This window comes from Amorphus suaedae, from assembly GCF_053629675.1.
Map to the genome: position 1 here is coordinate 216,686 of NZ_JBRJIT010000001.1, position 25,713 is coordinate 242,398.

The 25,713-nt window shown below is 66.6% G+C and carries 28 protein-coding genes; 23 read left to right on the forward strand and 5 right to left on the reverse strand.

The genetic code is table 11. The features are described 5' to 3' along the window. Positions 1 to 18: 18 nt before the first annotated feature. The 12 genes from nuoH (at position 19) to AB7M35_RS01010 (ending at position 11,556) form a co-directional block, all read left to right on the forward strand. Complete coding sequence (nuoH, locus tag AB7M35_RS00955) at positions 19 to 1,068, forward strand: NADH-quinone oxidoreductase subunit NuoH (RefSeq protein WP_453956488.1); 1,050 nt, start codon at positions 19 to 21, stop codon at positions 1,066 to 1,068. 134 nt (positions 1,069 to 1,202) lie between these two features. Further along, on the forward strand, positions 1,203 to 1,694 hold the full coding sequence (gene nuoI / locus AB7M35_RS00960; protein ID WP_453956489.1) for an NADH-quinone oxidoreductase subunit NuoI: 492 nt from the start codon (positions 1,203 to 1,205) through the stop codon (positions 1,692 to 1,694). A 79-nt stretch (positions 1,695 to 1,773) separates the two neighbouring features. Next, complete coding sequence (locus AB7M35_RS00965) at positions 1,774 to 2,388, forward strand: NADH-quinone oxidoreductase subunit J (protein ID WP_453956490.1); 615 nt, start codon at positions 1,774 to 1,776, stop codon at positions 2,386 to 2,388. Between the two features lie 47 nt (positions 2,389 to 2,435). Beyond that, positions 2,436 to 2,744, forward strand: coding sequence for an NADH-quinone oxidoreductase subunit NuoK (gene nuoK / locus AB7M35_RS00970; RefSeq protein ID WP_453956492.1), 309 nt, complete (start codon positions 2,436 to 2,438; stop codon positions 2,742 to 2,744). Positions 2,745 to 2,751: 7 nt separating this feature from the next. Beyond that, positions 2,752 to 4,692 carry an NADH-quinone oxidoreductase subunit L gene (nuoL, locus tag AB7M35_RS00975; protein ID WP_453956494.1) on the forward strand — a complete coding sequence of 647 codons (1,941 nt, stop codon included), beginning with the start codon at positions 2,752 to 2,754 and terminating at the stop codon, positions 4,690 to 4,692. Beyond that, positions 4,692 to 6,203, forward strand: a complete 1,512-nt coding sequence (locus AB7M35_RS00980) for an NADH-quinone oxidoreductase subunit M (protein ID WP_453956496.1) — start codon at positions 4,692 to 4,694, stop codon at positions 6,201 to 6,203. Before nuoL ends, AB7M35_RS00980 begins: the two co-directional genes overlap by 1 nt. 37 nt (positions 6,204 to 6,240) lie before the next feature. Then, positions 6,241 to 7,671, forward strand: coding sequence for an NADH-quinone oxidoreductase subunit NuoN (gene nuoN, locus AB7M35_RS00985; protein ID WP_453956498.1), 1,431 nt, complete (start codon positions 6,241 to 6,243; stop codon positions 7,669 to 7,671). 109 nt (positions 7,672 to 7,780) lie between these two features. Further along, positions 7,781 to 8,599, forward strand: coding sequence for a biotin--[acetyl-CoA-carboxylase] ligase (locus AB7M35_RS00990; RefSeq protein WP_453956500.1), 819 nt, complete (start codon positions 7,781 to 7,783; stop codon positions 8,597 to 8,599). 69 nt (positions 8,600 to 8,668) lie between these two features. Further along, complete coding sequence (locus AB7M35_RS00995) at positions 8,669 to 10,279, forward strand: ribonuclease J (protein WP_453960552.1); 1,611 nt, start codon at positions 8,669 to 8,671, stop codon at positions 10,277 to 10,279. A 40-nt stretch (positions 10,280 to 10,319) separates the two neighbouring features. Next, positions 10,320 to 10,724: a methylmalonyl-CoA epimerase gene (gene mce / locus AB7M35_RS01000; protein WP_453956502.1), complete on the forward strand. Its 405-nt coding sequence runs from the start codon at positions 10,320 to 10,322 to the stop codon at positions 10,722 to 10,724. Between the two features lie 52 nt (positions 10,725 to 10,776). Further along, positions 10,777 to 11,061, forward strand: a complete 285-nt coding sequence (locus tag AB7M35_RS01005) for a DUF1467 family protein (RefSeq protein ID WP_453956504.1) — start codon at positions 10,777 to 10,779, stop codon at positions 11,059 to 11,061. Positions 11,062 to 11,157: 96 nt separating this feature from the next. Next, positions 11,158 to 11,556: a DUF4345 domain-containing protein gene (locus AB7M35_RS01010; protein WP_453956506.1), complete on the forward strand. Its 399-nt coding sequence runs from the start codon at positions 11,158 to 11,160 to the stop codon at positions 11,554 to 11,556. A 96-nt stretch (positions 11,557 to 11,652) separates the two neighbouring features. On the opposite strand, the gene AB7M35_RS01015 is transcribed toward AB7M35_RS01010, so the two are convergent. The 5 genes from AB7M35_RS01015 to AB7M35_RS01035 form a co-directional block, all read right to left on the reverse strand. Next, complete coding sequence (locus tag AB7M35_RS01015; protein ID WP_453956508.1) at positions 11,653 to 12,222, reverse strand: fasciclin domain-containing protein; 570 nt, start codon at positions 12,220 to 12,222, stop codon at positions 11,653 to 11,655. 263 nt (positions 12,223 to 12,485) lie between these two features. Then, positions 12,486 to 12,818 (reverse strand): TfoX/Sxy family protein, encoded by a 333-nt coding sequence (locus AB7M35_RS01020; protein ID WP_453956510.1) that lies wholly within the window; start codon positions 12,816 to 12,818, stop codon positions 12,486 to 12,488. Positions 12,819 to 13,037: 219 nt separating this feature from the next. Next, positions 13,038 to 13,700, reverse strand: coding sequence for a uracil-DNA glycosylase (locus AB7M35_RS01025; RefSeq protein ID WP_453956512.1), 663 nt, complete (start codon positions 13,698 to 13,700; stop codon positions 13,038 to 13,040). A 1-nt stretch (position 13,701) separates the two neighbouring features. Beyond that, a complete protein-coding gene (locus AB7M35_RS01030) occupies positions 13,702 to 14,301 on the reverse strand; it encodes a LabA-like NYN domain-containing protein (RefSeq protein ID WP_453956513.1) in 600 nt (199 codons plus the stop codon). Between the two features lies 1 nt (position 14,302). Further along, entirely contained in the window at positions 14,303 to 14,626 is a 324-nt protein-coding gene (locus AB7M35_RS01035) for a hypothetical protein (protein ID WP_453956515.1), read from the reverse strand. A gap of 57 nt (positions 14,627 to 14,683) precedes the next feature. Between AB7M35_RS01035 and rpoZ the strand changes: the two genes are divergently transcribed. From rpoZ to parC, 11 genes are all read left to right on the forward strand, one after another. Further along, positions 14,684 to 15,067, forward strand: coding sequence for a DNA-directed RNA polymerase subunit omega (gene rpoZ / locus AB7M35_RS01040; protein ID WP_453956517.1), 384 nt, complete (start codon positions 14,684 to 14,686; stop codon positions 15,065 to 15,067). 77 nt (positions 15,068 to 15,144) lie between these two features. Then, positions 15,145 to 17,313, forward strand: coding sequence for a RelA/SpoT family protein (locus AB7M35_RS01045; protein ID WP_453956519.1), 2,169 nt, complete (start codon positions 15,145 to 15,147; stop codon positions 17,311 to 17,313). Positions 17,314 to 17,412: 99 nt separating this feature from the next. Then, positions 17,413 to 17,994: an orotate phosphoribosyltransferase gene (gene pyrE / locus AB7M35_RS01050; protein ID WP_453956521.1), complete on the forward strand. Its 582-nt coding sequence runs from the start codon at positions 17,413 to 17,415 to the stop codon at positions 17,992 to 17,994. A gap of 207 nt (positions 17,995 to 18,201) precedes the next feature. Further along, the gene (locus tag AB7M35_RS01055; protein ID WP_453956523.1) at positions 18,202 to 18,804 is read left to right on the forward strand and encodes a DUF2062 domain-containing protein; all 603 of its coding nucleotides are present in this window, start codon (positions 18,202 to 18,204) and stop codon (positions 18,802 to 18,804) included. A 25-nt stretch (positions 18,805 to 18,829) separates the two neighbouring features. After that, positions 18,830 to 19,609, forward strand: a complete 780-nt coding sequence (locus AB7M35_RS01060; RefSeq protein WP_453956525.1) for a pyridoxine 5'-phosphate synthase — start codon at positions 18,830 to 18,832, stop codon at positions 19,607 to 19,609. Next, positions 19,606 to 20,049, forward strand: coding sequence for a holo-ACP synthase (gene acpS / locus AB7M35_RS01065; RefSeq protein ID WP_453956527.1), 444 nt, complete (start codon positions 19,606 to 19,608; stop codon positions 20,047 to 20,049). Before AB7M35_RS01060 ends, acpS begins: the two co-directional genes overlap by 4 nt. A gap of 91 nt (positions 20,050 to 20,140) precedes the next feature. Continuing rightward, positions 20,141 to 20,887, forward strand: a complete 747-nt coding sequence (lepB, locus tag AB7M35_RS01070; RefSeq protein ID WP_453956528.1) for a signal peptidase I — start codon at positions 20,141 to 20,143, stop codon at positions 20,885 to 20,887. Continuing rightward, positions 20,884 to 21,603 (forward strand): ribonuclease III, encoded by a 720-nt coding sequence (gene rnc, locus AB7M35_RS01075; RefSeq protein WP_453956530.1) that lies wholly within the window; start codon positions 20,884 to 20,886, stop codon positions 21,601 to 21,603. The genes lepB and rnc overlap by 4 nt, the downstream gene beginning before the upstream one ends. Continuing rightward, on the forward strand, positions 21,584 to 22,510 hold the full coding sequence (gene era / locus AB7M35_RS01080) for a GTPase Era (RefSeq protein WP_453956531.1): 927 nt from the start codon (positions 21,584 to 21,586) through the stop codon (positions 22,508 to 22,510). Before rnc ends, era begins: the two co-directional genes overlap by 20 nt. A gap of 38 nt (positions 22,511 to 22,548) precedes the next feature. After that, the gene (recO, locus tag AB7M35_RS01085) at positions 22,549 to 23,289 is read left to right on the forward strand and encodes a DNA repair protein RecO (RefSeq protein ID WP_453956532.1); all 741 of its coding nucleotides are present in this window, start codon (positions 22,549 to 22,551) and stop codon (positions 23,287 to 23,289) included. A 73-nt stretch (positions 23,290 to 23,362) separates the two neighbouring features. Beyond that, the gene (gene parC / locus AB7M35_RS01090; RefSeq protein ID WP_453956533.1) at positions 23,363 to 25,609 is read left to right on the forward strand and encodes a DNA topoisomerase IV subunit A; all 2,247 of its coding nucleotides are present in this window, start codon (positions 23,363 to 23,365) and stop codon (positions 25,607 to 25,609) included. The last annotated feature ends 104 nt before the right edge of the window (positions 25,610 to 25,713 follow it).

The following is a 25,713-nucleotide window of genomic DNA, read 5'->3' on the forward strand; positions in this document are numbered from 1 at the left end:
CGAGGGTTCCGAAAGGTCATGAACGACTTCTGGTCCACCTACGGCTTTCCGTTCCTGATCATGCTCGGCCAGAGCCTGCTGCTCCTGGTCGTGCTGCTGGTCGTGATCGCCTACATCCTGCTCGCCGACCGCAAGATCTGGGCGGCCGTCCAGATGCGGCGCGGTCCGAACGTCGTCGGCGCCTTCGGCCTGATGCAGTCGTTCGCCGACCTCGGCAAGTTCGTGCTGAAAGAGCCGGTGATCCCGGCGGGCGCCGACAAGACGGTGTTCCTGCTGGCGCCGCTGGTCACCGTGATCCTGTCGCTGGCGGCCTGGGCGGTGGTGCCGGTGGCCGACGGCTGGGTGATCGCCGACATCAACGTCGGCATCCTCTACATCTTCGCGATCTCGTCGCTCGGCGTGTACGGCGTCATCATGGGCGGCTGGGCGTCGAACTCGAAGTACCCGTTCCTGGGCGCGCTGCGCTCGGCGGCGCAGATGGTGTCCTACGAGGTCTCCATCGGCTTCGTCATCATCACGGTGCTGATGTGCGCCGGCTCGCTGAACCTCTCCGCCATCGTCCACTCCCAGGAGACCGGACTGGCAACGATGCTCGGCGTCCCGTGGCTGACGATCCTGAACTGGTACTGGCTGCCGCTGTTCCCGATGTTCGTGGTGTTCTTCATCTCGGCGCTGGCGGAAACCAACCGGCCGCCCTTCGACCTGCCGGAAGCGGAATCGGAGCTGGTCGCCGGCTTCATGGTCGAATACGGCTCGGCCCCGTACATGATGTTCATGCTGGGCGAGTACGTCTCGATCGCGATGATGTGCGCGCTGATGAGCATCATGTTCATGGGCGGCTGGCTGCCGCCGGTGGCGGTGGTGCCGTTCATCTGGGTGCCGGGCATCGTCTGGTTCGTGCTGAAGTGCCTGCTGGTGTTCTTCATGTTCGCCATGGTGAAGGCGATCGTGCCGCGCTACCGCTACGACCAGCTGATGCGACTCGGCTGGAAGGTGTTCCTGCCGATCTCGCTGGTGGCGGTGATCGTGGTGGCGACGGTGCTGAAGCTGACCGGCTGGTATGCCTGAGGACGGGCGGGGCTGACGGACTGAGCGACGCGCCGCCCCGACGGTTGGGGCCGGCGCGAAACAGACACGCAGGAGCGGGGACGCGGGGCAGGGGTCCCGTCCCGTTCTAGGATCGGACTACGAGGACACGCGTCATGGCAGCCTTGGATCGCGCAGCCAAATCGCTGCTCTTGTCGGAATTCGTATCGGCCTTCTTTCTGGGCATGCGATATTTCTTCAAGCCCAAGTCGACCCTGAACTACCCCTTCGAGAAGGGGCCGATCTCTCCGCGCTTTCGCGGCGAGCATGCGCTGCGCCGTTATCCCAACGGCGAGGAGCGCTGCATCGCGTGCAAGCTGTGCGAGGCGATCTGCCCGGCGCAGGCGATCACCATCGAGGCCGGTCCGCGGCGCAACGACGGCACCCGCCGCACCACGCGCTACGACATCGACATGGTGAAGTGCATCTATTGCGGGTTCTGCCAGGAGGCGTGCCCGGTCGACGCGATCGTGGAGGGGCCGAACTTCGAGTTCGCGACCGAAACGCGCGAGGAACTCTACTACGACAAGGAGCGGCTGCTCGCGAACGGCGACCGCTGGGAACGCGATATCGCGCGCAACATCGCTCAGGACGCACCGTTCCGGTGAGGGTGTGGACGCGCAATGAGGGCTCGGCTATGAGACGACGCGGGCAGACGACCACTCCGACAACGGGGCGGGCCAGGCGATGATCCTGCAGACACTCTTCTTCTATCTTTTCGCCGCGGTGACCGTCGCGTCGGCGTTCATGGTGATTTCGTCGCGGAATCCCGTGCACTCGGTGCTGTTCCTGATCCTCGCCTTCTTCAACTCGGCCGGGCTGTTCCTGCTGCTCGGCGCCGAGTTCCTGGCGATGATCCTGGTGGTCGTCTACGTGGGCGCCGTCGCGGTGCTGTTCCTCTTCGTGGTGATGATGCTCGACGTCGACTTCGCCGAGCTGCGCCAGGGGGCGCTGCAGTATCTGCCGATCGGCGGCCTCATCGGCATCATCCTGTTCCTGGAGCTGGTGCTGGTGCTCGGCGCCTGGGCGATCGCGCCCGACGTCAGTGCCGTGGCCTCGGCTCCGATCCCGCCGGCCGACCAGGTGTCGAACATTGCGGCGCTCGGTCAGCTGCTCTACACCCGCTACGTCTATTTCTTCCAGGCTGCGGGGCTGGTTCTGCTCGTCGCGATGGTCGGCGCCATCGTGCTCACGCTGCGCCACAAGGAAGGCGTGAAGCGGCAGAACATCAGCCAGCAGGTTGCACGTACTCGCGAACAGTCGGTCGAGGTGCGCAAGGTGCCTTCCCGCAAGGGCATCTGACGCATCCGGTCGTTCGAACGACATTTCCAGAAGGGGCAGCACCGAAAATGGCGGTCGGTCTCGCGCATTATCTCACGGTCGCGGCGATCCTGTTCACCCTCGGGGTGTTCGGCATCTTCCTGAACCGGCGGAACGTCATCGTCATCCTCATGGCGATCGAACTCATCCTGCTGGCCGTGAACATCAATTTTATCGCGTTCTCCGCCTTCCTGGGCGATCTCGTCGGCCAGGTCTTCGCGCTGTTCGTGCTCACGGTTGCCGCGGCCGAGGCCGCGATCGGCCTGGCCATCCTGGTCGTCTTCTTCCGCAACCGCGGCTCTATCGCGGTGCAAGACATCAACACGATGAAGGGCTGACGGGCTGATGTACGCCGCAATCGTCTTCCTGCCGCTCATCGGCTTCCTGATCGCAGGCATCTTCGGCCGGGTGATCGGGGCCCGCGCCAGCGAGATCGTCACCACGAGCCTGTTGATCGTCTCCGCGATCCTGTCGTGGGTCGCCTTCATCCAGGTGGGCTTCTCCGACGTCGAGCCGATCAAGGTGGCGCTGTCGCCCTGGATCACGTCCGGCGCGCTGGAGGTGGTCTGGTCGCTCCGCATCGACACGCTGACCGTGGTGATGCTGATCGTGGTGACGTCGGTCTCCGCCGTCGTGCATCTCTACTCGATCGGCTACATGTCCCACGATCCGGACCGGCCGCGCTTCTTCGCCTACCTGTCGCTGTTCACCTTCGCCATGCTGATGCTGGTGACCGCCGACAACATCGTGCAGATGTTCTTCGGCTGGGAGGGCGTCGGTCTCGCCTCCTACCTGCTGATCGGCTTCTGGTACACGCGGCCCTCGGCGGTCGCCGCGGCGATCAAGGCGTTCGTGGTCAACCGCGTCGGCGACTTCGGCTTCATGCTGGGCATCTTCGCGCTGTTCATGCTGGTCGGCTCGGTCGACCTCGACACCATCTTCGGCGACGCCCAGACACTGTCGACCACCACCTTCGCGTTCCTCGGCTACGAGGTGAACGCGGTCGAGACGATCTGCTTCCTGCTGTTCATCGGCGCCATGGGCAAGTCGGCCCAGATCGGCCTGCACACCTGGCTGCCGGACGCGATGGAAGGCCCGACGCCGGTCTCCGCGCTGATCCACGCCGCCACCATGGTGACGGCCGGCGTGTTCATGGTGGCGCGGATGTCGCCGCTGTTCGAATACGCGCCGACGGCGCTGGCCTTCGTCACGTTCATCGGCGCGACCACGGCCTTCTTCGCGGCGACCATCGGCTGCGTCCAGAACGACATCAAGCGGGTGATCGCCTACTCGACCTGCTCGCAGCTCGGCTACATGTTCGCCGCGCTCGGGGTGGGGGCCTACTCGGCCGGCATCTTCCACCTGATGACCCACGGCTTCTTCAAGGCGCTGCTGTTCCTCGGCGCCGGCTCGGTGATCCACGCGATGCACGACGAGCAGGACATGCGCCGCATGGGCGGTCTGCGCTCGAAGATCCCGTGGACCTACGCCGCCATGCTGATCGGCGGCCTGGCGCTCACCGGCTTCCCGTTCACCTCGGGCTACTTCTCCAAGGACGCGATCATCGAGGCGACGTTCGCCGCGGAGAATCCGTTCTCGGTGTACGCCTTCTGGCTGACGCTGTTCGCGGCACTGCTCACGGCCTTCTACACCTGGCGCATGATGTTCATGACGTTCCACGGCAAGACGCGGGCCGCGGCGGACGTGTTCAAGCACGCCCACGAGAGCCCGCCGGTGATGCTGATCCCGCTGGCGCTCCTGTCCTGTGGCGCGCTGTTCGCCGGCTTCCTGCTGCACGGCGCGTTCATCGGCGAGGGCTACGAGCACTTCTGGCGCGCCTCGCTCTACCTCGGGGCAGAGAACCACATCCTCGAAGAGATGCATCACCTTCCGGGCTGGGTGCCGCTCGCGCCGACCGTCATGATGATCATCGGCTTCGGCTGGGCGTACCTCTGGTATATGCGCTCGCCGCAGACGCCGGTGACGCTCGCCCGCGAGCATCCGGGCCTGTACCAGTTCCTCGCGAACAAGTGGTACTTCGACGAACTCTACGACTTCCTGTTCGTCCGTCCGGCCAAGCGCCTCGGCCACTTCCTCTGGAAGAAAGGTGATGGCTGGCTCATCGACGGGTTCGGTCCGGATGGTGTCTCGCACCGGGTGCTCGACGTGACCCAGCGGGTCGTGCGGCTGCAGACGGGCTACATCTACCACTACGCGTTCGCGATGCTGATCGGCGTTGCGGCGCTGATCACCTGGGCAATGATGACGGGCGTGGGAGCTCCCTGATGAGTGATTGGCCGCTCCTTACGATCGTTACCTTCCTGCCGCTGGTCGGGGTGCTCTTCATCCTGCTGGTGAGGGGGGAGGACGAGACGGCGCTGACGAACATCCGTCGCGTCTCGATGATCACGACCGTGTTCACCTTCCTGGTCTCGCTGCTGCTCCTGCTGCAGTTCGATTCCAGCGATCCCGGCTTCCAGCTCGTCGAGCAGTACGACTGGATCGGCGGGCCGTTCACCTACCACGTGGGCGTCGACGGGATCTCGATCCTGTTCGTGCTTCTGACCACGCTCCTAATGCCGTTCTGCATCCTTGCCAGCTGGCAGGCGATCCAGTGGCGGGTGAAGGAGTACATGATCGCGTTCCTCGTCCTGGAAACGCTGATGATCGGCGTGTTCACCGCGCTCGACATCGTGGTCTTCTACGTCTTCTTCGAAGGCGGCCTGATCCCGATGTTCCTGATCATCGGCATCTGGGGCCACGACCGGCGCGTCTACGCGACGTTCAAGTTCTTCCTCTACACGCTGCTCGGCTCGCTGTTCATGCTGCTGGCCATCCTGGCGATGTACTGGGAGGCGGGCACCACCAGCGTGCCACTGCTGCTCGAGCACGATTTCCCGGTCTCGATGCAGTACTGGCTGTTCCTCGGCTTCTTCGCGTCGTTCGCGGTGAAGATGCCGATGTGGCCCGTCCATACATGGCTGCCGGACGCCCACGTCGAGGCGCCGACGGCGGCCTCCGGCGTGCTGGCGGGCATCCTCCTGAAGATGGGCGGCTTCGGCGTGCTGCGCTATTCGTTGCCGATGTTCCCGGTCGCCTCCGACTTCTTCGCCCCCTACATCTTCGGCCTGTCGGTGATCGCGATCATCTACGCCTCGCTGGTCGCGCTGATGCAGGAGGACATGAAGAAGCTGATCGCCTATTCGTCCGTCGCCCACATGGGCTTCGTGACGATGGGCATGTTCACGGCGACGACCCAGGGCATCCAGGGCGCGATCTACCTGATGCTCTCCCACGGCATCGTGTCGGCCGCGCTGTTCCTCTCCGTCGGGGTCATCTACGACCGTACCCACACCCGCGCCATCGCCGCCTATGGCGGGCTCGCCAAGCAGATGCCGTGGTTCGCCATGGCGTTCCTTGTGTTCACCATGGCCAACGTGGGCCTTCCGGGCACCAGCGGCTTCGTCGGCGAGTTCCTGACCATGGTCGGTGCGTTCCAAGTGTCGACCCTGACGGCGTTCCTCGCCGCCACCGGCATCATCCTGTCGGCCGCGTACGCGCTGTGGCTCTATCGCCGGGTCGCGTTCGGGCCGCTGGAGAAGGAAAGCCTGAAGGCGCTGCCGGATCTGAACCTGCGCGAGAAGGTCGTGCTGGTTCCGCTGGTCGTGCTGACCATCCTGTTCGGCATCTGGCCCACTCCGGTCCTCAACGTCACCGCCGCGTCCGTGGACAACCTGCTGCAGCACTATCACGCCGCGCTGGAAGTGGCCGCCCAGACCGCACAGGTGCTCCATTGATCGACGCCGTCAAACTCACTCCCGCGAGGCCCAAGGGATGACCGCTGTGCCCGACCTCATGCCCCTTCTTCCCGAGCTCGTGATGGCTGTCGGGGCGCTGGTGCTCCTGATGATCGGCGTGTTCGCCGGAGACGAGCCCGTCGGGACGGTGACGGCGGGAGCGGTGATTCTGATCGTCGTCGCCGCCGCGCTGCTGGTGTTCGCGCCGGTCTACGGCACGACCTTCGAGGGGGCCTTCATCCTCGACCCGTTCGCGCGCTTCATGAAGGTGCTGACGCTGATCGGTTCCGGCTTCGCCATCGTGATGACGACGGCCTACGCCCGGGCGGCCCGCTTCGAGCGCTTCGAGTACCCGGTGCTCGTGGTCCTTTCGACCGTGGGCATGATGATCATGATCTCGGCCGGCAGCATGCTGGCGCTCTATCTGGGCCTGGAGCTGCAGTCGCTGGCGCTCTACGTGGTCGCCTCGATCAACCGCGATTCTGTGCGCTCCACCGAGGCCGGCCTGAAGTACTTCGTCCTCGGCGCGCTGGCGTCGGGCATGATGCTGTACGGCATCTCGCTGGTGTACGGCTTCACCGGCTCCATCGACTTCAACACCATCGCCGGCGTGCTGGAGGCGGACGGTGCCTCGATCGGCGCGATCTTCGGCATCGTGTTCGTGCTGACCGGACTTGCCTTCAAGATCTCCGCCGTGCCGTTCCACATGTGGACGCCGGACGTCTACGAGGGCGCGCCGACGCCGGTGACCGCGTTCTTCGCGGCAGCCCCCAAGGTCGCCGCGCTGGCGCTCCTGATGCGGGTGGTGATCGAGGCGTTCGGTCCGGCGCACTTCGAGTGGCAGCAGATCATCATCTTCATCTCGATCCTGTCGATGGCGCTCGGCGCGTTCGCGGCGATCGGCCAGCGCAACATCAAGCGCCTGATGGCCTATTCGTCGATCGGCCACGTCGGCTACGCGCTGGTGGGCGTGGCGCCGGGCACCGCCCAGGGCGTCCAGGGCGTGATCCTCTACCTCACCATCTACGTCGCGATGACGCTGGGCGTGTTCGCCTGCATTCTGACCATGCGGCGCAAGGAGGGGATGGTCTACGACATCGACGAACTGGCCGGGCTTGCCCGGGCGCGTCCGATGATGGCGTTCATCCTGGCGATGCTGATGTTCTCGCTGGCGGGCATTCCGCCGCTCGCCGGCTTCTTCGGAAAGTTCTACGTGTTCGCGGCGGCGATGCAGTCGGGGCTCTACACGCTGGCCATCATCGGCGTGCTGACGTCGGTCGTGGGCGCGTTCTACTATCTGCGGATCGTGAAGCTGATGTACTTCGACGAGCCGGCCGAGGCGTTCGAGCCGATGCCGGGAGAGCTGCGCGTCGTATTGGGGCTCAGCGGCATCTTCATCGTGTTCTTCGTGTTTGTGGCGGCACCGCTCGAGGCCGCCGCCACCGCGGCTGCCCAAAGCCTGTTCTAGGGCGGGTGAGGGGAACGTGGTGACCGGTTTCCCGCCCACATCCCGCGCTATGTCAGGTGAGGCGGCGACGCGGGCCGGCTTGAGGTCGCCTGACGGCGTCGTGACCTAGATGGCCTTTCGTCTCGGCGCGCACGCCCGGGAGGCGGGCCACCGCCTCCAGGATTTCGACACGATCGGCTCGACCAACGCCGCGGCGCTTGCCGAGGCCGACGGCGGCGAGCGCGGACCGGTCTGGTATGTGACGGCGGATCAGACCGGTGGTCGCGGACGGCGCGGACGGCCCTGGGAGGGCCGGCCGGGAAATCTGGCGGCGTCGATCCTGGTGACCCTGGACAAGCCGCCTGCCGTGGCTGCCACGGTGGGGTTCGTCGCCGGCCTGGCGCTCGGTGATGCGCTCGAGGCGCTTGGCGGCCGGCGCATGTTCGCGGTCGGCCTCGATGCCGGCGATCATGCGGGCGGGCGGTTCTCGCTGAAGTGGCCCAACGACGTGCTGCTCGGTGGCGCGAAGCTCGCCGGGATTCTCCTGGAGGCGCGCGCCAGGCAGAGCGAGACGGCGATCGTCGCGGGGATTGGCGTCAACGTCTTGTCGGCGCCGACTGGGACGCCCTATCCGGCGACGCATCTGCGGGCCTATGCGCCCAACGTGACGGCGGAAGACGTGTTCGAGGCGCTTTCGAACGCATGGGTTGATAATTTCGCGCTCTGGGAGGCGGGCTCCGGCTTTTCCGGCCTCCGCGAGCGCTGGTTGGAACGCGGCAGCGGCATCGGGTCGGAGATTGCGGTCTCGATCGGTGAACGCACGGTCCGCGGCATATTCGAGACCGTCGACGAAGACGGACATCTGGTGGTGAGGACGGCCGACGGCGGACGCGAAACGATCGCGGCCGGCGATGTGCATTTCGGGGCTGCCGCCACAACGAGGAGCTAGAACGTTTTGAGTAAAGTCGACAAGGACGAGCTCGTATTCCTTCCGCTCGGGGGCGTCGGCGAGATCGGGATGAACCTGGGCCTGTACGGGCTCGGGTCGCGGCGCGACCGCACGTGGCTGATGGTCGATCTCGGCGTCACGTTCGGCGATGAGACCACCCCGGGCGTCGACCTGATCTACCCCGACATCACCTTCATCGAGGAAAACAAGGACCGGCTGGCCGGCATCGTCATCACCCACGCCCACGAGGATCACTACGGCGCGATCCTCGACCTGTGGCCGCGCCTGGGCGTTCCGCTGTACGCGACCGCGTTCACCGCGGGGCTGCTGGAGGCGAAGGCCGCCGAGAATCGCGGCTCGAAGCCGGTCCCGGTGACCATCGTCGAGCAGGGATCGCGCATCAACGTCGGCCCGTTCGAGGTTGAGCTGGTGCCGATGAGCCACTCGATCCCCGAGCCGAACGCACTCGTCATCCGCACCCGGCACGGCACCGTCGTCCACTCGGGCGACTGGAAGATCGATCTGACTCCCGGCATCGGGCGGCCGATCGACGTCGACCGGCTGAAGGCGGTGGGCGAAGAGGGCGTGCGCGCGCTCATCTGCGATTCCACCAACGCGGTGCGCAGCGGCCGGTCGCCGTCGGAGTCCGACGTCGCCGAGCGGCTGACGGAAATCATCAAGGCGGCGCCGAACCGGGTCGCCGTCACCACCTTCGCCTCCAACGTCGCGCGGATCCACGGGGTGGCCGTCGCCGCCCGGGCGGCGGGCCGCGACGTGGTCGTGATGGGCCGCGCCATGAAGCGCGTGATCGATGTGGCGACCGAGCTCGGCTATCTGTCCGACGTGCCGCCGTTCCTGGACGAGGACGCCTACGGCTACCTGCCGCGCGACAAGGTGGTGGCGCTCCTGACCGGCAGCCAGGGGGAGTCCCGCGCGGCGCTGGCGCGGATCGCCCACGACGAGCATCCGCGCGTGGCGCTGTCGCCCGGCGATCTGGTCATCTTCTCGTCGCGCACCATCCCGGGCAACGAGCCGCCGGTGATCTCGGTGGTGAACGCGCTTGCCGAGCGGGGCATCCAGATCCTGACGGACAGGGACGATCTGGTTCACGTCTCCGGCCACCCGCGCCGCGACGAACTGGCCGATCTCTACAGCTGGCTCAAGCCCGAGGCGCTGATCCCGGTGCACGGCGAGCCGTACCATCTCGACCAGCACGCCCGCTTCGCCAAGCAGCAGGGCGTCCGGGAAGTGGTGAAGGGCAAGAACGGCGACATCTTCCGCATCGCGCCGGGCCCGCTTGCGATCACCGATCACGCCCCGACCGGCTTCCTCTACAAGGACGGCAACCTGATCGCCGGGCCGGAAAAGTCGGGCGTGCCTGAGCGCAACAAGCTGGCGTTCGCCGGCTGCGTCGTCGCCCACGTCACGCTGGACGGCAAGGGCGAGATCCTGACCGACCCGACCATCATCGCGTTCGGCCTGCCGGAATTCGATGCGGCGGGGGAGAGCTTCATCGAGATCCTGGAAGACGCCGTCGACGACGCGATCGACGGGATTCCGCGCCAGCGCCGCCGCGACCGCGACCTGGTCGCCAAGGCGTCGGTCAAGGCGCTCCGCTCGATCATGTCCCAGAAGTGGGGCAAGAAGCCGCTTTGCCGGGTCGACGTCACGGTACTATGACTGGTCGGACGGACCGCTCACGGAACGGGAGGCGATGGGCATGATCGGACGGCTCAACCATGTGGCGATCGCCGTGCCCGACATCGCGGCGGCGAGCGCGGTCTATCGCGACACGCTCGGCGCCAAGGTGTCGGAGGCCGTGCAGCAGCCCGATCACGGAGTGACGACGGTCTTCATCGAACTGCCGAACACCAAGATCGAACTGCTCGAACCGCTGGGCGAGGCGTCGCCGATCGCCAAGTTCCTGCTCCGCAATCCGGCGGGCGGGATGCACCACATCTGCTACGAGGTCGACGACATCCTCGCCGCGCGTGACCGGCTCGTGGAGGCGGGTGCCACCGTCATCGGCGACGGCGAACCGAAGATCGGCGCCCACGGCAAGCCGGTGCTGTTCCTGCATCCGAAGGACTTCTGCGGGACCCTGACGGAGCTCGAGCAGGCCTGACCGGACCGGCGACCGTGATCGCCTCCCACGACAGACGGGCACCCCGCGCATCATGTCCCTGACAAGCATCATCGCCATCTACTTCATCGTCTGGTGGCTCATGTTCTTCCTGCTGCTGCCGTGGGGAAATCGAACCCACGCGGAAGCGGGCGAGGAGATCGTGCCGGGGTCGATGTCGGAAGCACCGGCGCGGCCGCGCCTGTTGCTGAAGGGGGTGATCGCCGCCGTGCTGGCGGTGTTCGTGCTGCTCGGCGTCAATGCCGTGGTCGTCTCCGACCTCAGCTTCGACGACCTGCCGTTCCCCAATCCGCTCGACCACAAGGTCGACACCCGCTGACGGTTTCCCCGGGCCACGATCTGGTGGCCATGTGATACGGCGGGCACTGGTGTGCGTAAGCCGGAGTGAAGACTTCCTCCGGCACAAGCGGGCCTCATGTCACCAAATGTCAGCAAGCGATGTCTGCAGGCCGTGGTGGCCGTGCTGGGCGTCGTCCCCGTCGCCGCCGGCGCGGCCGGCGTGATCCTCGGACCCGCGGCGTTCTCCAGCGCCGGCGGCTGGCCCGTCGATCTCGACAGCCACGTCCGCTATCTCTCGGGCATCTTCCTGGCGCTCGGGCTGACCTTCTATGCCACCATTCCCTCGATCGAGCGGAAGACGGCGCTGTTCCGGCTGGCCGCTACGCTGGTGGTGGCGGGCGGGCTGGCGCGCCTGCTTGGCTTGGTGGTCAACGGTGTCCCGTCGGTCCCCCACCTGGCCGGTCTCACGCTGGAGCTGGTGGTGGTGCCGGCGCTGGTGGTGTGGCAGGGCAGGGTCGCCCGGCAATTCCCGTGAATCGAAAAGGGGCGGAGATGTCTCCGCCCCTTTTCTTTGCTTCGCCGCGTGTGCGGCGCATTGGTTGCGGCCGGGCGGCAGGCCCGGCCGCAAGCGTCAGGGCATCAGGACGGTATCGATCACCTGGATCATGCCGTTCGACTGACGCACGTCGGCGACGGTGACGCGGGCGGTGCTGCCCTTCGCATCGGTCAGCGTGATGCCGCCGTCGTCGGTCGCCTTGAGGGTGAGAAGCTCGCCGTTGACGGTCTCCAGACCGACCGAGCCACCGGCATCCATCGCGGTCTTGTGCATCTGGGCAACGGTGCCGCGACCGGAGACCACGTGGTAGGTCAGGATCTCCGTGAGCGTCTCCTTGTTCTCCGGCTTCACCAGGGTGGCCACGGTCCCGGCCGGCAGCTTCTCGAAGGCGGCGTCCGTCGGCGCGAACACCACGAACGGGCCCGAGCCCGACAGCGTGTCGACGAGGCCGGCGGCCTTCACCGCGGCGACGAGGGTCTCATGGTCCTTCGAGTTGACCGCGTTCTCGACGATGGTCTTCGACTCGTACATGGGCGCTCCGCCGACCATCGGGTTCTTCGCGACGGCGGGCGAGACCAGCGCGGCGCCGGCAACGGTTGCGGCGATGACGGCGGCTGTGCAGGTGCGAGCGAGAGAAATACGCATGAAACAAGTCCTCCTTGGACACTTAAAGGGCCGGCCTTGTGGGGGCCGGTCGGTGGTCCGCCGCGTCACCTTGTGTGGCGGCTGACTGTTGGAGGTACGGAGGCTGTCGCCGGAAGGATGTGTCCGAGGCGGGTTTCGGAACGACACAGTGGCGTGAGTGCCAGGTGATCGCGGCCATGCGAACGGCGACGGAGTAGGCCAGGCAGCCCGGAATCCGTGCGGATTTGTGATGCGGGGATGTCGGATAGGAGAGGTGGCCCGGACTACTTGCGGGGGAGCGTCGAAGCGAAGGCGACGCCACGAGCGACCCACTTGGCGAGGGCCTTGTCGCTCCGATAGCCGGCGGGTGCCACCCGGACGAAGCCGCGCGGGCGCCGGCCGCGTCCGATCTCCATCGGCAGCACATGGGGTTCGGTGAGCGCCGCGTCGTAAGCCGCCGAGCCCACGCGCACCATGAGGTCCTCGCCGGTGATTCCGCAGCACATGGCGCCGCCTACGAGAAAGGTCAGTGCGCCCATGACGGTCTGCTCGGTGAGATCCGGAACATCGGCAAGCGCGTGCCGCACCCGTTCGGCGGCGTGTTCGTCATATGCCATGGCAGCCCCCCATCGGACCTGAAGCCGTGTCCGATCTGCTGGCATGCACCGATCGACAGAATGGCACCAGGATCAATGCCTTCAGCCATTCCCCCCGGTCCGATGGTCTCGATCCGAACGCGAAATGCTCCAGCGTGATTCCGAGGGGTCACCATCGCCCGGATCGGGTCCGTGCGCCAAGGCCATTGTGTGCCGGCAGGACGGCAAGGCGACCGGAGGTCAGCTAAGGTCGGAAACGATCTGGCCGAACACGCTCTCGAACATGGCGGCCGTCAGCCGGCCGGTGTTCGTGTTGTAGCGGGAGCAATGGTAGCTGTCATAGATCGGCGGCGTCCCGTCCAGCCGATGGCGGGCGCCGTGCGCGAACTTGTGGCGCGACGGCTTGCCGCCGAACCCCGCGATGGTCGCGTCGTGCGCGATCTTGCCGAGCACGAGGATCGCCTCGATTCGCGGCCTTGCCTCCAGCGTGGCGACGAGGAACGGCAGGCAGGTGCGGATCTCGGCGGGCAGGGGCTTGTTCTGGGGCGGCACGCAGCGCACCGCGTTGACGATCGCCGCGCCGACGAGCGTGAGGCCGTCGTCGGGCGATGCGGCGTAGGTGCCGCGGGAGAAGCCGAACTTGTCGAGCGTCGCGTAGAGAAGGTCGCCGGCATAGTCGCCGGTGAACGGCCGGCCGGTCCGGTTCGCGCCCTTCAGCCCGGGCGCCAGGCCGACGATCAGCAGCCGGGCGTCCGGATCGCCGAACGTCGGCACCGGCGCATTGAACCAGTCAGGCGCGGCGGCGCGGTTGGCCTGGCGGAACGCCACCAGCCGGGGGCAGCGCGGACAGTCGCGGTCGGGCTCGGTGAGGTCGGCGAGGCCCGCGGCGCGTGCGGCAGGCACCCTAGAGATCGTCCTGGCCGGCGGGCTCGCGGTTCTGCCGATCGGAGCGTTCCGATGCGCGACCGGCCCGTTCGGCCGGATCGCGGCCGATCTTCGCTTCCAGGGTCACCAGGTCGATGAAGTGGTCGGCCTGGCGGCGCAGGTCGTCGGCGATCATCGGCGGCTGGGTCTGGAGCGTGGAGACCACGGAGACCTTGCGGCCGCGGCGCTGGATCGCCTCGACGAGGCGGCGGAAGTCGCCATCCCCGGAGAACAGGACGATGTGGTCGACGTGCTCGGCCATCTGCATGGCGTCGACCACCAGCTCGATGTCCATGTTGCCCTTGACCTTGCGGCGGCCGCTCTGGTCGTAGAACTCCTTCAGCGGCTTGGTCACGACGTTGTAGCCGTTGTAGTCGAGCCAATCGACCAGCGGCCGGAGCGTCGAGTACTCCTGATCCTCGATCATCGCCGTGTAGTAATACGCCCGCAAGAGATATCCCTTGGAGCCGAATTCCTTCAGAAGCCGGCGATAGTCGATGTCGAACCCAAGTGATTTCGCGGTGGAATAAAGATTGGCGCCATCGATGAACAGTGCAATTCGCTCGCGATCGTCGAACATGCTAGTCTTTCTTTACGCTGGAACTGATGCCGAAATAGAACTTGCTGAAATGTCCGGTGTCTGCCGAAAGGCCGCCGATCTCGGCCGACAGTCGTCCCGGGGGCCCAATGAAACGCTCCATTCGCCACACACTCATCGTCGGCGTCCGGAACCTCGCGCGGTTGGACATTACCGACTCGTCGCCCATATTGGTGACATATTGCACGACACAATGTCTTTCAAGAATGGGCAATTCAGGTTGCCGCCGGGGCCGGCCGGTCTCGGCAAGCTGAAGTCGGACGAACCCGCCGCCGATCCCGGTACTTCCTGCGGGTTTGTCTTGCATTTCGGGGAAACGACCTGATATCCCCTCGCATTCCCGGACGTAGAAGGAGTTTCACCGATGGCCCGTGTGACGGTCGAAGATTGCATCGACAAGGTCGATAACCGGTTCGAGCTGTGCCTGCTGGCCGGCCATCGCGCCCGCATGATCTCCAGCGGCTCGCAGATTTCCGTCGATCGCGACAACGACAAGAACCCGGTCGTCGCCCTGCGCGAGATCGCCGAACAGACGGTGAGCCCCGGCGACCTCAAGGAAGAGCTGATCCACTCGCTGCAGAAGTACGTGGAAGTCGACGAGCCGGAAGCCGAGACGGTCGCGCTGATCGGGTCCGACGGCAACAGCGCCGACGACGAGGTCGACCTCACGTTCAACCGCATGAGCGAAGAAGAGCTGCTCAAGGGTCTGGAAGGCATGGTTCCGCCCGACAAGACCGACGACCTCTGAGTGACGGAGTAGCAGACGGCCCGCGCAGCCGTCCGGGGGCTGTCGCGGGGCGGGCCCCGCGGCTCGGGGCATAAGTCATGATGCGGCAGTACGAGCTTCTCGAGCGGGTCAACCGGTACAATCCGGCCGCCGACGAGGGGCTCCTGAACAAGGCCTACGTCTACGCCATGCACAAGCATGGCACGCAGACCCGTGCCTCCGGCGATCCCTATTTCTCCCATCCCCTCGAAGTCGCGGCGATCCTTACGGACCTGCGGCTCGACGACGCGACGATCGCCGTCGCGCTCCTGCATGACACCATCGAGGACACCGACGCGACGCGCGCCGAGATCGACGACATGTTCGGTCCGGAGATCGGCAAGCTCGTCGAGGGCCTGACCAAGATCAAGCGCCTCGACCTGGTGTCCACCAAGGCCAAGCAGGCCGAGAACTTCCGCAAGCTGCTGCTGGCCATCGCCGACGACGTGCGGGTGCTGCTCGTCAAGCTCGCCGACCGCCTGCACAACATGCGCACCATCCGCTACGTGCCGGCCCACAAGCGGGTCGCCGTCGCCGAAGAGACGATGGAGATCTACGCGCCGCTCGCCGGCCGCATGGGCATGCAGGAGGTGCGCGAGGAGCTCGAGGATCTCTCGTTCAGGGTCCTCAATCCCGAGGCGTGCGAAGCGATCACGGCGCGGCTCGAGAACCTGCGCAGCAGCAACGCCGGCCTCATCCAGAACATCGAAAGCGACCTGACGCTGCGGCTGGCGGAAAGCGGCATTTCCGCCGTGGTGAGCGGCCGCGAGAAGCGGCCCTATTCGATCTTCCGCAAGATGCAGCGCAAGTCGGTCAGCTTCGAGCAGCTGTCGGATCTCTACGGCTTCCGCCTGATCGTCAGCTCCGTCGACGACTGCTACCGTGTGCTCGGCGTGATCCACACGACCTGGCCGACCGTGCCGGGGCGGTTCAAGGACTACATCTCGACGCCGAAGCAGAACGACTACCGCTCGATCCACACGACGGTCGTCGGACCGAGCCGCCAGCGCGTCGAGCTGCAGATCCGCACCGATGCCATGCACCGGGTCGCCGAATACGGCATCGCGGCCCACGCTCTTTATACCGACCGCGAGGGCGGCGGCCGCAACATCGCGCGGCTCACCGCTGACAGCCGCGCCTACGAATGGCTGCGGCACACAATCGACCTCCTGGCCGAAGGCGACAATCCGGAGGAGTTTCTCGAGAACACCAAGCTCGAGCTGTTCCACGACCAGGTGTTCTGCTTCACCCCGAAGGGCCGGCTGATCGCGCTGCCGCGCGGCGCGACGGCCATCGATTTCGCCTATGCCGTCCACACCGACGTCGGCAACACGTGCGTGGGCTGCAAGGTCAACGGCCGGATCATGCCGATCATGACCGAGCTCAAGAACGGCGACGAGGTGGAAATCATCCGCTCGAAGGCCCAGACGCCGCCTGCTGCCTGGGAAACGCTGGCGGTCACCGGCAAGGCGCGGGCGGCGATCCGCCGGGCGACCCGGGAAGCGGTCCGCACCCAATACTCCGGCCTTGGCCGGCATATCGTCGATCGCGCCTTCCAGCGCGTCTCGAAGATGCTCACCAACGAGGCGCTGGAGCTCGCGGTCTCCCGGCTCGGCCAGACCGGCGTCGAGGATCTCCTGGCCGCCGTGGGCCGTGGCGAGCTGTCGTCCAGCGACGTGCTGCGTGCCGTCGATCCCACGGCAACGATGGAGCAGGACGCCAAGAAGGTGAAGAAGCCCGCGCGCAAGCCGAAGCGCGTTCCGACGGAACCGACCGCGTCGCTTCCCATTCGCGGGATCGAGGGCGACCTGCCGGTTCGGTTCTCGCCGAACGTCGGCGCGGTGCCGGGCGACCGGATCGTCGGCATCCTGATGCCGGGCGAGGGGGTGACGATCTACCCCATCCAGTCGCCGGCGCTGCAGGAGTTCGACGATCAGCCCGAGCGCTGGATCGACGTGCGCTGGGACATCGACGAGACCGATCCGCCGCGCTTCCCGACGCAGATCTCCGTGGCTGCCATCAATGAGCCGGGATCCCTTGCACTGATCGCCCAGGTGATCAGCGAGCACGACGGCAACATCGACAACATCAAGATGCTCCGCCAGGGCAACGACTTCCACGAGATGATCATCGATCTGGAGGTCTGGGACCTGAAGCATCTCACCAAGATCATCCAGAAGATCCGCGCGCTGTCCGTCATTTCCGATGCGCACCGGGTCCACGGGTGACGAGCGGCGAGCATGGCCCTGCGTTCCCTTTCGATTCCACCGGGCGGGAAAAAGCTTTATGGAATTGCCGGGTGAAACGCCGAGAGGGAACGGTTGAACATGACGCGTGACGACGTACTCGACATCTTTCGCGAATGCGGCGCGATCCTGGAGGGTCACTTCGTCCTGACGTCCGGGCTGCACAGCCCGGTGTTCCTGCAGAAGGCGCGCGTCTTCCAGTACCCCGACAAGACCGAAATCCTGTGCCGCGCGCTCGCCGAGCGCATCCGCGAGACGGTGTCCGAGCCCATCGACATGATCGTGTCGCCGGCTGTCGGCGGGATCGTGCCCGGCTACGAGACGGCCCGTCATCTGGGGGTCCCCGCGGTGTGGGTCGAGCGCGAGCAGGGTCAGTTCCGGCTGCGCCGCTTCGAATTGCCCGAGGGCGCGCGGGTGGTGATCGTCGAGGACATCCTCACCACCGGTCTGTCGATCCGGGAAACCATCTCTGCGGTCGAGGCACTGGGCGCCCGCGTGGTCGCGTGCTCGGTGCTGATCGACCGCTCCGGCGGCACGGCCGAAGTCGGCGCACCGCTGGTGTCGCTGGCCGAGTACGCCGTGCCGGCCTATCCTGCCGATCAGCTTCCGCCGGAGCTGGAAGCCATTCCGGCGGTCAAACCTGGCAGTCGGGGACTTGCATAAGCGGTCGCGGTTCGCCACCTGCCGGTCAGCTGCATTTGAATTGTTGAAAGCAGCGCGCGCGAATTAGAAAATCGTCATGTTCCGGGCATGAATCGGGCCCAGGCTCGACCGGAACATGGTGATGGACTGCAGAACTGCGATGGACGAACACCGGCTCGCGGCCGTCCGTTGACGAACTTGTTCGAGCCGCGGGTACGAATTCCGGTCATGCTGTTCAACCGCCGCCAACGACCACGGTTTATGGAGCGCATGCGCGTGGCCGTCTGGCCGCGCCGGTCGTGGTCACGGTCGATGCAGTATTTCAAGAAGCGCGTCATGCGTCTCTCTGCGTCGCCGCACGCGATCGCTGCGGGTGTGGCAGCCGGCATCTTCGCCTCGTTCACCCCATTCGTCGGGTTCCACTTCTTCCTGAGCTTCGTCGTCGCGTTCCTGGTCGCGGGCAACATGCTGGCCGCGGCGCTGGGCACCGCCGTCGGCAACCCGTTGACGTTCCCCTTCATCTGGGCGGCCTCGTTCGAAGTGGGACGCAAGGTGCTGGGCGGCGGTCCTGGCCATCTCCCGACCTCGGAGCATCTGGCCCAGGCCGACATGTCGGCGGGCTTCCTGTCGCAGTCCTTCGACAAGATCTGGCCTGTCATCATTCCCATGGTGGTCGGCGGGGCGGTTCTGGGCCTGATTGCGGGCCTGGTCGCCTATTTCATCACGCGCTACGCCGTTGCCGCCTATCAGCGGGCGCGACGCAACCGGTTCCAGCAGCGCTCCCAGGCTCTCCGGGCCGGCCAGCGTCCGGATCTGGGCCAGGGATTCTGACACCTACGGTCGACGGCAGCAGCACATGACCCCGACGATCCAGCGACCCCTTCGGCTCGGCGTGAACATCGATCACGTCGCCACGCTCCGGAACGCCCGCGGCGGCGCGCTTCCCGATCCCGTCCGCGCGGCCCGTCTCGCGATCGAGGCGGGCGCTGACGGCATCACGGCGCATCTGCGCGAAGACCGCAGGCATATCGTCGACAACGATCTGGCCCGCCTGATGCGCGAGGTTTCGGCACCGCTGAATCTCGAAATGGCCGCGACCGACGAGATGGTCGCGATCGCGCTGCGCATCGCGCCCCACGCCGTCTGCCTGGTGCCGGAGAACCGCGCCGAACGCACCACCGAAGGTGGCCTCGATGTCGCCGGCGGACGCAGCCGGCTCGCGATCCCGATCCGGCTTCTCGGCGACAGCGGCGCCCGGGTGTCGCTGTTCGTGGAAGCCGACGCGACGCAGCTGGATGCGGCGCGCGATCTCGGTGCCGCGGTGGTCGAACTGCACACCGGGCGCTATTGCGACCTGGTCGCCGCCGGCCAGACCGATGCCGCCGAGGCCGAGCTCGCGCGGCTGACGGAGGCCGCCGCGTACGGCGACCGGATCGGCCTGGAGGTTCACGCCGGCCACGGCCTCGCCTTCGACACTGTCGGGCCGATCGCCGCGATACCGGAGATCGCCGAACTCAACATCGGGCATTTCCTGGTGGGGGAGGCGGTGTTCATCGGATTGGCGGCCGCCATCGGCGAGATGCGGCGGCAGATGGACGCAGCGCGGTCCGCCGACCCCGCCCGGAAGCGCGCATGATCATCGGCATCGGCTCCGATCTGATCGACATCCGCCGCATCGAACGGACGCTCGAGCGCTTTGGCGACCGCTTCGTCGAGCGGGTCTTCACCGACATCGAGCAGGCGCGTTCGGACCGGCGGAAGAATCGCGCGGCCTCCTATGCCAAGCGATTCGCGGCGAAGGAGGCCTGTTCCAAGGCGCTCGGAACCGGCATCCGCATGGGCGTGAAATGGCGCGAAATGGGCGTGGTCAACCTGCGCACGGGCCAGCCGACGATGCATCTGGTGGGCAGCGCGGAAGAGCGTCTGCGCCGGCTGACGCCCGCCGGCCTGGTCGCGGTGATCAATCTCACCATCACCGACGAGTGGCCGATCGCCCAGGCCTTCGTCATGATATCGGCGTTGCCGCCGGACCAGGCGGCGGCGCTTGGCGCGTCTTCTTCGGAACCGGCATCGTAGGCGAGAGTTGCGTTGCGCCCCATCGGGCGAGCCGATATCAAGACGCGGCACCGGCAAGCGGTGCCGTCAGCGGTTTTAAGGACAGGTCAGCGTGGCAAGCGAAAAATCGGCGAAGCAGGGTGGCCTGTACGAAACCGTGAAAGTGGTCGTGCAGGCTCTGCTGATCGCCCTGGTCATCCGGACCTTCCTGTTCCAGCCGTTCAACATTCCGTCCGGCTCGATGATGAATACGCTGCTGATCGGCGACTATCTGTTCGTCAACAAGTTCAGCTACGGCTACAGCCGCTATTCGTTCCCGTTCGGCGCGGCGCCGTTCTCCGGTCGCATTCTCGCTTCCACGCCCGAGCGGGGCGACGTCGCCGTCTTCAAGCTGCCGGCCGACAACTCCACCGACTTCATCAAGCGCGTGATCGGCCTGCCGGGCGACAAGATCCAGATGATCGACGGCGTCCTGCACATCAACGGCGAAGCGGTGCCGAAGCGGCGCATCGACGACTTCGTCGACACCGACAAGACGGGCAAGGAGATCCGGATTCCGCGTTTCATCGAGACGCTGCCGAACGGCGTCTCCTACGAGGTGCTGGATTCCGACCCCGACGGCTTCTGGGACAACACGCGGGTCTACGAGGTGCCGGCCGGCCACTACTTCATGATGGGCGACAACCGGGACAACTCGTCGGACAGCCGTGTCCTGAGCTATGTCGGCTACGTGCCGTATGAGAATTTCGTCGGGCGCGCGTCGATCATCTTCTTCTCGATCCGCGAGGAAGCCCCGGTTTGGCAGATCTGGCGCTGGCCATGGGACGTGCGCTGGAACCGAATCTTCGACACCCTATGACCGAGGTCGACCCGGCGGCACTTGCCAAGGTCGAAGCGGTCCTCGATCATCGCTTTGCGGACAGCGGCCTCCTGCGCGAGGCCCTGACCCACGCGAGCGCGCTGGCGCCATCGGCCAAGTCGACGGACAGCTATCAGCGGCTCGAGTTTCTCGGCGATCGGGTGCTCGGCCTGTGCATCGCGTCGCTGCTGTTTCGTGCGTACCCGAACGCCGACGAAGGCGAGCTCGCCCAGCGCTACAACCAGCTCGTGCGCGGCAAGACATGCGCCGAGGTGGCCGCGGAATGGCGGCTCGACGCGGCGCTTGCGATGGGCACCGGCGAGAGCCAGAGCGGCGGACGCAAGCGCACGGCGATCCTGGCCGACACCTGCGAGGCGGTGCTGGGCGCTCTCTATCTCGACGGTGGTTTCGAAGCCGCCGCGGTCGTGATCGAACGGGACTGGGGACCGCGCATGCGGATGGCGGCGACGCCGGTCCGCGATGCCAAGACGACGCTTCAGGAATGGGTGCAGGCGCGCAGCGAGCCGACGCCGACCTATCGTGAAGTCGGACGCAGCGGTCCCGATCATGCGCCGCGCTTCACCGTCGAGGTCGTGGTGCCCGGCCGGGAACCCGGCGTTGGAACAGGACGCTCGAAGCGCGAAGCCGAGCAGGAAGCCGCCAGGGACGTTCTGGTGCGCGAAGGGGTTTGGAGCGATGACGCAGACACCGATTGAGGCCCCCGAGGCCCCCCGCACCCACTGCGGGATCGTCGCGTTGATCGGCGCGCCGAACGCCGGAAAGTCGACGCTGGTGAACGCGCTGGTCGGCGTGAAGGTGTCGATCGTCACACACAAGGTGCAGACGACGCGCGCGCTGGTGCGCGGCATCATGCTGGAGGGCGACAGCCAGGTGATCCTGGTCGACACGCCCGGCATCTTTCCGCCGAAGCGCCGGCTGGACCGCGCGATGGTCCGCACCGCATGGGGCTCGGCCCAGGACGCCGATCTCGTCTGCCCGCTGATCGATGCCAAGCGCGGCATCGACGAGGGCGCCGAGCGGATGCTGCAGGGCCTGGAAAACATCAACGGGCCGAAGTGCCTGATCCTCAACAAGGTCGACCTGGTCGAGAAGACCGAGCTCCTGGGCCTCGCCCAGGAGGCGAACGCGCGCGCCAAGTTCGACGAGACCTTCATGATCTCCGCCCAGAACGGCAGCGGCATCGCCCACCTGAAGAGCGGCCTGTGCGCGCGGATGCCGGCCGGGCCGTGGCTCTATCCGGAAGACCAGATCTCCGACCTGCCGGAGCGCATGCTCGCCGCCGAGATCACCCGCGAGAAGCTGATGCTGCGGCTGCACGACGAGGTGCCGTACGCCTCGACCGTGGAGACCGAGCAGTGGAAGCGCCTGCGCGACAAGAGCGTCCGCATCGAGCAGACGATCTACGTCGAGCGCGAGAGCCAGAAGAAGATCGTGCTGGGGCAGGGCGGCCAGGCCATCCGCTCGATCTCCCAGGCGGCGCGGGCCGAGATCTCCCAGATGATCGAGCGGCCGGTGCACCTGTTCCTGTTCGTGAAGGTGCGCAGCCGCTGGTCCGACGATCCGGAGCGGTTCCGCGAGATGGGCCTGGACTTCTCCAACTAGCGATGACGCGTTGACTGCCGGCCAGGGACCGCACCGCCATGGAGTGGCATGACGAGGGGATCGTGCTCGCGACCCGCCCGTTCGGCGAGACGAGCGTCATCCTCGACGTGCTGACGCGCGAGCACGGCCGCTCGGCCGGGTTGGTGCGCGGTGGCCAGTCGCGGCGGATGCGGCCGAGCCTGCAGCCCGGCAACACGCTGTCGCTCACCTGGCGCGCCCGCCTGGAAGATCAGTTGGGCAACTTCTCCATCGAGCTGGCCGAGGCCCGCGCCGGCCGGCTGATGGAGACCGCCACCGGCACCTTCGGCATCCAGTCGCTCGCCGGCCTCCTGAAGCTCCTGCCCGATCGCGATCCGCATCCGCGGCTCTACGAGGCGCTGGGGCTGGTGCTGGAGCATCTCGACGAGGCGCGGGGGGCGGGCGCCATCATGGTGCGCTTCGAGATGGCCTACCTGGAAGAGGCGGGCTTCGGGCTCGACCTCACCTCCTGTGCGGCGACCGGCGTCACCGAAGACCTGGTCTGGGTTTCGCCGCGAACCGGCCGCGCCGTCTCCCGCGAGGCGGGCCTGCCCTATGCCGCCAAGCTGTTGACGCTGCCGGGTTTTCTGATCGACGCCGCGGCCCCTACGCCGTCGACGCCTGCCGAGGTGCGCGCCGCCTTCGACCTCACCGGCTTCTTCCTGGAGGCCTGCCTGCTGGGCCCGACCGACAAGCGGCTGCCGCCGGCGCGCGAGCACTTCGTCTCCGCGGTGGCACGCGGCCTGGATCCCGACGGTTGAAAAGCCAGCGCTTCTGCGGCGTTTGCGGCCTTCTTCGCTTGCTACCTCGACAGCGCACCGTTACCCATCGAACATGGCTGAGACACTGATTCCAGACGGCGATGGCATCGAGGACGTCGACCTGAAGGCGGCGCTCGAAGAGCGCTACCTCGCCTATGCCCTGTCGACCATCATGCACCGGGCGCTGCCGGACGTGCGCGACGGCCTGAAGCCCGTGCACCGGCGCATTCTGTTCGGCATGCGCCAGCTGCGCCTCGATCCCGGCACGCCCTTCAAGAAATCCGCCCGCGTCGTCGGCGACGTGATGGGTAAGTTCCATCCGCACGGCGACCAGGCGATCTACGACGCCATCGTTCGCCTGGCCCAGGCGTTCGCGGTCCGCTATCCGCTGGTCGACGGGCAGGGCAACTTCGGCACCATCGACGGCGATGGCGCGGCCGCCATGCGCTACACCGAAGCGCGCATGACGACGGTGGCCGGCCTCATCCTGGAAGGCCTGGACGAGGACGCGGTCGATTTCCGCGAGACCTACGACGGGCTCGACCAGGAGCCGGTCGTCATGCCCGGCTCGTTCCCGAACCTGTTGGCGAACGGCGCCTCGGGTATCGCGGTGGGCATGGCCACCAACGTACCGCCCCACAACGTTGCCGAGCTCGCCGAGGCGGCGCTGCACCTGATCAAGCATCCGGACGCGGCGACCGAGACGCTGGTGAAGATGGTGCCCGGGCCGGATTTCCCGACCGGCGGTGTCATCGTGGAGGATCCTGCCTCGCTGCTGGAATGCTACAAGACCGGCCGCGGCGGCGTCCGCGTGCGGGCGCGCTGGGAAAAGGAAGACCTCGGCCGCGGCACCTGGCAGATCGTCGTCACCGAGATCCCCTACATGGTCCAGAAGGGCCGGCTGGTGGAGCGGATCGCCGACCTCTTACAGCTCAAGAAGCTGCCGCTGCTGGACGACGTGCGCGACGAGTCCGCCGAGGACATCCGCCTCGTGCTGGAGCCGCGCTCCAAGACCGTCGATCCCGAGCTGATGATGCAGTCGATCTTCCGGCTGACCGACCTGGAATCGCGCATTCCCGTCAATATGAACGTGCTGATGGGCGGCACCGTCCCGCGGGTCGTCGGGCTGAAGGAGGCGCTGAAGGCCTGGCTCGACCACCTGAAGGACGTGCTGATCCGCCGGTCGCGGCACCGCCTCGACAAGATCACCCGCCGGCTGGAGATCCTCGACGGTTTCCTGGTCGTCTATCTCGACCTCGACCGGGTTATCCAGATCGTTCGCGAGGAGGACGACCCGAAGGCCGAACTGATCCGGGTGTTCACCCTGACGGAGGTTCAGGCCGAGGCGATCCTCAACATGCGGCTGCGCTCGCTGCGCCGGCTTGAGGAAATGGAGATCCGCAAGGAGCACACCAGCCTGACCGAGGAGAAGGCCGGGCTGGAGGCGCTGCTGGCCGACGAGGGCGCCCAGTGGTCGAAGGTCGCCGACAAGGTGAAGGGGCTGCGCGAGACGTTCAGCCAGAAGACCGAGCTCGGCGCCCGCCGCACCACGTTCTCCACGGCGCCGTCGCTCTCCGACGACATCGTCATCGAGGCGATGATCGAGCGCGAGCCGATCACCGTCGTGGTCTCCGAGAAGGGCTGGATCCGCGCGCTGAAGGGGCATCTGCAGGACGTCTCGCAGATCGTCTTCAAGCAGGACGACCGGCTGAGCCGCGTGCTTCACGCCGAGACCACCGACAAGCTGCTGATCGTCTCCACCGCGGGCCGTTTCTACACCATCGGCGCCGACAAGCTGCCTGGCGGGCGCGGCCACGGCGAGCCGATCCGTCTGATGGTCGACATGGAGCAGGGCCACGACGTGGTCGACGTGCTGGTGCACGTGCCCGACCGCACGCTGCTGGTCGCCTCCACTGCCGGCCGCGGCTTCCTGGTGGCCGAGAGTGAGTGCGTCGCCAACACCCGGCGCGGCAAGCAGATCCTCACCGTCAGCGGTACCGAGGAAGCCTACCGCATCGTCGACGCGGGTGGCGACACGGTCGCGGTGCTGGGCGAGAACCGCAAGCTGCTCTTGTTCCCCAAGGCGCAGATCCCGCAGATGACCAAGGGCCGCGGCGTCCGCCTGCAGCGCTACAAGGACGGCGGTCTCGCCGACCTGAAGGTGTTCGCCGCCGACGACGGGCTCTCCTGGACCGACAGCTCGGGCCGCCGGCATGTGCGTACCATGGAAGAGATGCGCGACTGGCAGGGCGACCGTGCCCAGGCCGGCAGGCTTCCCCCGCCGAAGTTCCCGCGCGGCAACCGGTTCGACGCGAGCTAGGCGTTGTCGCCTACGCGGGCCGTCGGCCCACGTGATCTCGAGATGGAATTCGGTCAGAAACCGCGCATGGCGGTGGCAGGCCGGCCGCCCGGATGGTTCGGGCA

Bases quoted from the DNA above. Each gene is read 5' to 3' on its own strand.
- era (WP_453956531.1), top strand. From the start codon at position 21,584: ATGACGCAGACACCGATTGAGGCCCCCGAGGCCCCCCGCACCCACTGC.
- parC (WP_453956533.1), top strand. From the start codon at position 23,363: ATGGCTGAGACACTGATTCCAGACGGCGATGGCATCGAGGACGTCGAC.
- AB7M35_RS01015 (WP_453956508.1), bottom strand. From the start codon at position 12,222: ATGCGTATTTCTCTCGCTCGCACCTGCACAGCCGCCGTCATCGCCGCA.
- pyrE (WP_453956521.1), top strand. From the start codon at position 17,413: ATGACGCGTGACGACGTACTCGACATCTTTCGCGAATGCGGCGCGATC.
- AB7M35_RS01020 (WP_453956510.1), bottom strand. From the start codon at position 12,818: ATGGCATATGACGAACACGCCGCCGAACGGGTGCGGCACGCGCTTGCC.
- AB7M35_RS00995 (WP_453960552.1), top strand. From the start codon at position 8,669: ATGAACCTGGGCCTGTACGGGCTCGGGTCGCGGCGCGACCGCACGTGG.
- nuoN (WP_453956498.1), top strand. From the start codon at position 6,241: ATGACCGCTGTGCCCGACCTCATGCCCCTTCTTCCCGAGCTCGTGATG.
- nuoH (WP_453956488.1), top strand. From the start codon at position 19: ATGAACGACTTCTGGTCCACCTACGGCTTTCCGTTCCTGATCATGCTC.
- AB7M35_RS01005 (WP_453956504.1), top strand. From the start codon at position 10,777: ATGTCCCTGACAAGCATCATCGCCATCTACTTCATCGTCTGGTGGCTC.
- recO (WP_453956532.1), top strand. From the start codon at position 22,549: ATGGAGTGGCATGACGAGGGGATCGTGCTCGCGACCCGCCCGTTCGGC.
- AB7M35_RS00990 (WP_453956500.1), top strand. From the start codon at position 7,781: ATGGCCTTTCGTCTCGGCGCGCACGCCCGGGAGGCGGGCCACCGCCTC.
- AB7M35_RS01030 (WP_453956513.1), bottom strand. From the start codon at position 14,301: ATGTTCGACGATCGCGAGCGAATTGCACTGTTCATCGATGGCGCCAAT.
- AB7M35_RS01035 (WP_453956515.1), bottom strand. From the start codon at position 14,626: ATGCAAGACAAACCCGCAGGAAGTACCGGGATCGGCGGCGGGTTCGTC.
- mce (WP_453956502.1), top strand. From the start codon at position 10,320: ATGATCGGACGGCTCAACCATGTGGCGATCGCCGTGCCCGACATCGCG.
- AB7M35_RS00980 (WP_453956496.1), top strand. From the start codon at position 4,692: ATGAGTGATTGGCCGCTCCTTACGATCGTTACCTTCCTGCCGCTGGTC.
- AB7M35_RS01060 (WP_453956525.1), top strand. From the start codon at position 18,830: ATGACCCCGACGATCCAGCGACCCCTTCGGCTCGGCGTGAACATCGAT.
- nuoL (WP_453956494.1), top strand. From the start codon at position 2,752: ATGTACGCCGCAATCGTCTTCCTGCCGCTCATCGGCTTCCTGATCGCA.
- nuoI (WP_453956489.1), top strand. From the start codon at position 1,203: ATGGCAGCCTTGGATCGCGCAGCCAAATCGCTGCTCTTGTCGGAATTC.
- nuoK (WP_453956492.1), top strand. From the start codon at position 2,436: ATGGCGGTCGGTCTCGCGCATTATCTCACGGTCGCGGCGATCCTGTTC.
- AB7M35_RS00965 (WP_453956490.1), top strand. From the start codon at position 1,774: ATGATCCTGCAGACACTCTTCTTCTATCTTTTCGCCGCGGTGACCGTC.
- acpS (WP_453956527.1), top strand. From the start codon at position 19,606: ATGATCATCGGCATCGGCTCCGATCTGATCGACATCCGCCGCATCGAA.
- AB7M35_RS01010 (WP_453956506.1), top strand. From the start codon at position 11,158: ATGTCACCAAATGTCAGCAAGCGATGTCTGCAGGCCGTGGTGGCCGTG.
- AB7M35_RS01055 (WP_453956523.1), top strand. From the start codon at position 18,202: ATGCTGTTCAACCGCCGCCAACGACCACGGTTTATGGAGCGCATGCGC.
- rnc (WP_453956530.1), top strand. From the start codon at position 20,884: ATGACCGAGGTCGACCCGGCGGCACTTGCCAAGGTCGAAGCGGTCCTC.
- AB7M35_RS01045 (WP_453956519.1), top strand. From the start codon at position 15,145: ATGATGCGGCAGTACGAGCTTCTCGAGCGGGTCAACCGGTACAATCCG.
- rpoZ (WP_453956517.1), top strand. From the start codon at position 14,684: ATGGCCCGTGTGACGGTCGAAGATTGCATCGACAAGGTCGATAACCGG.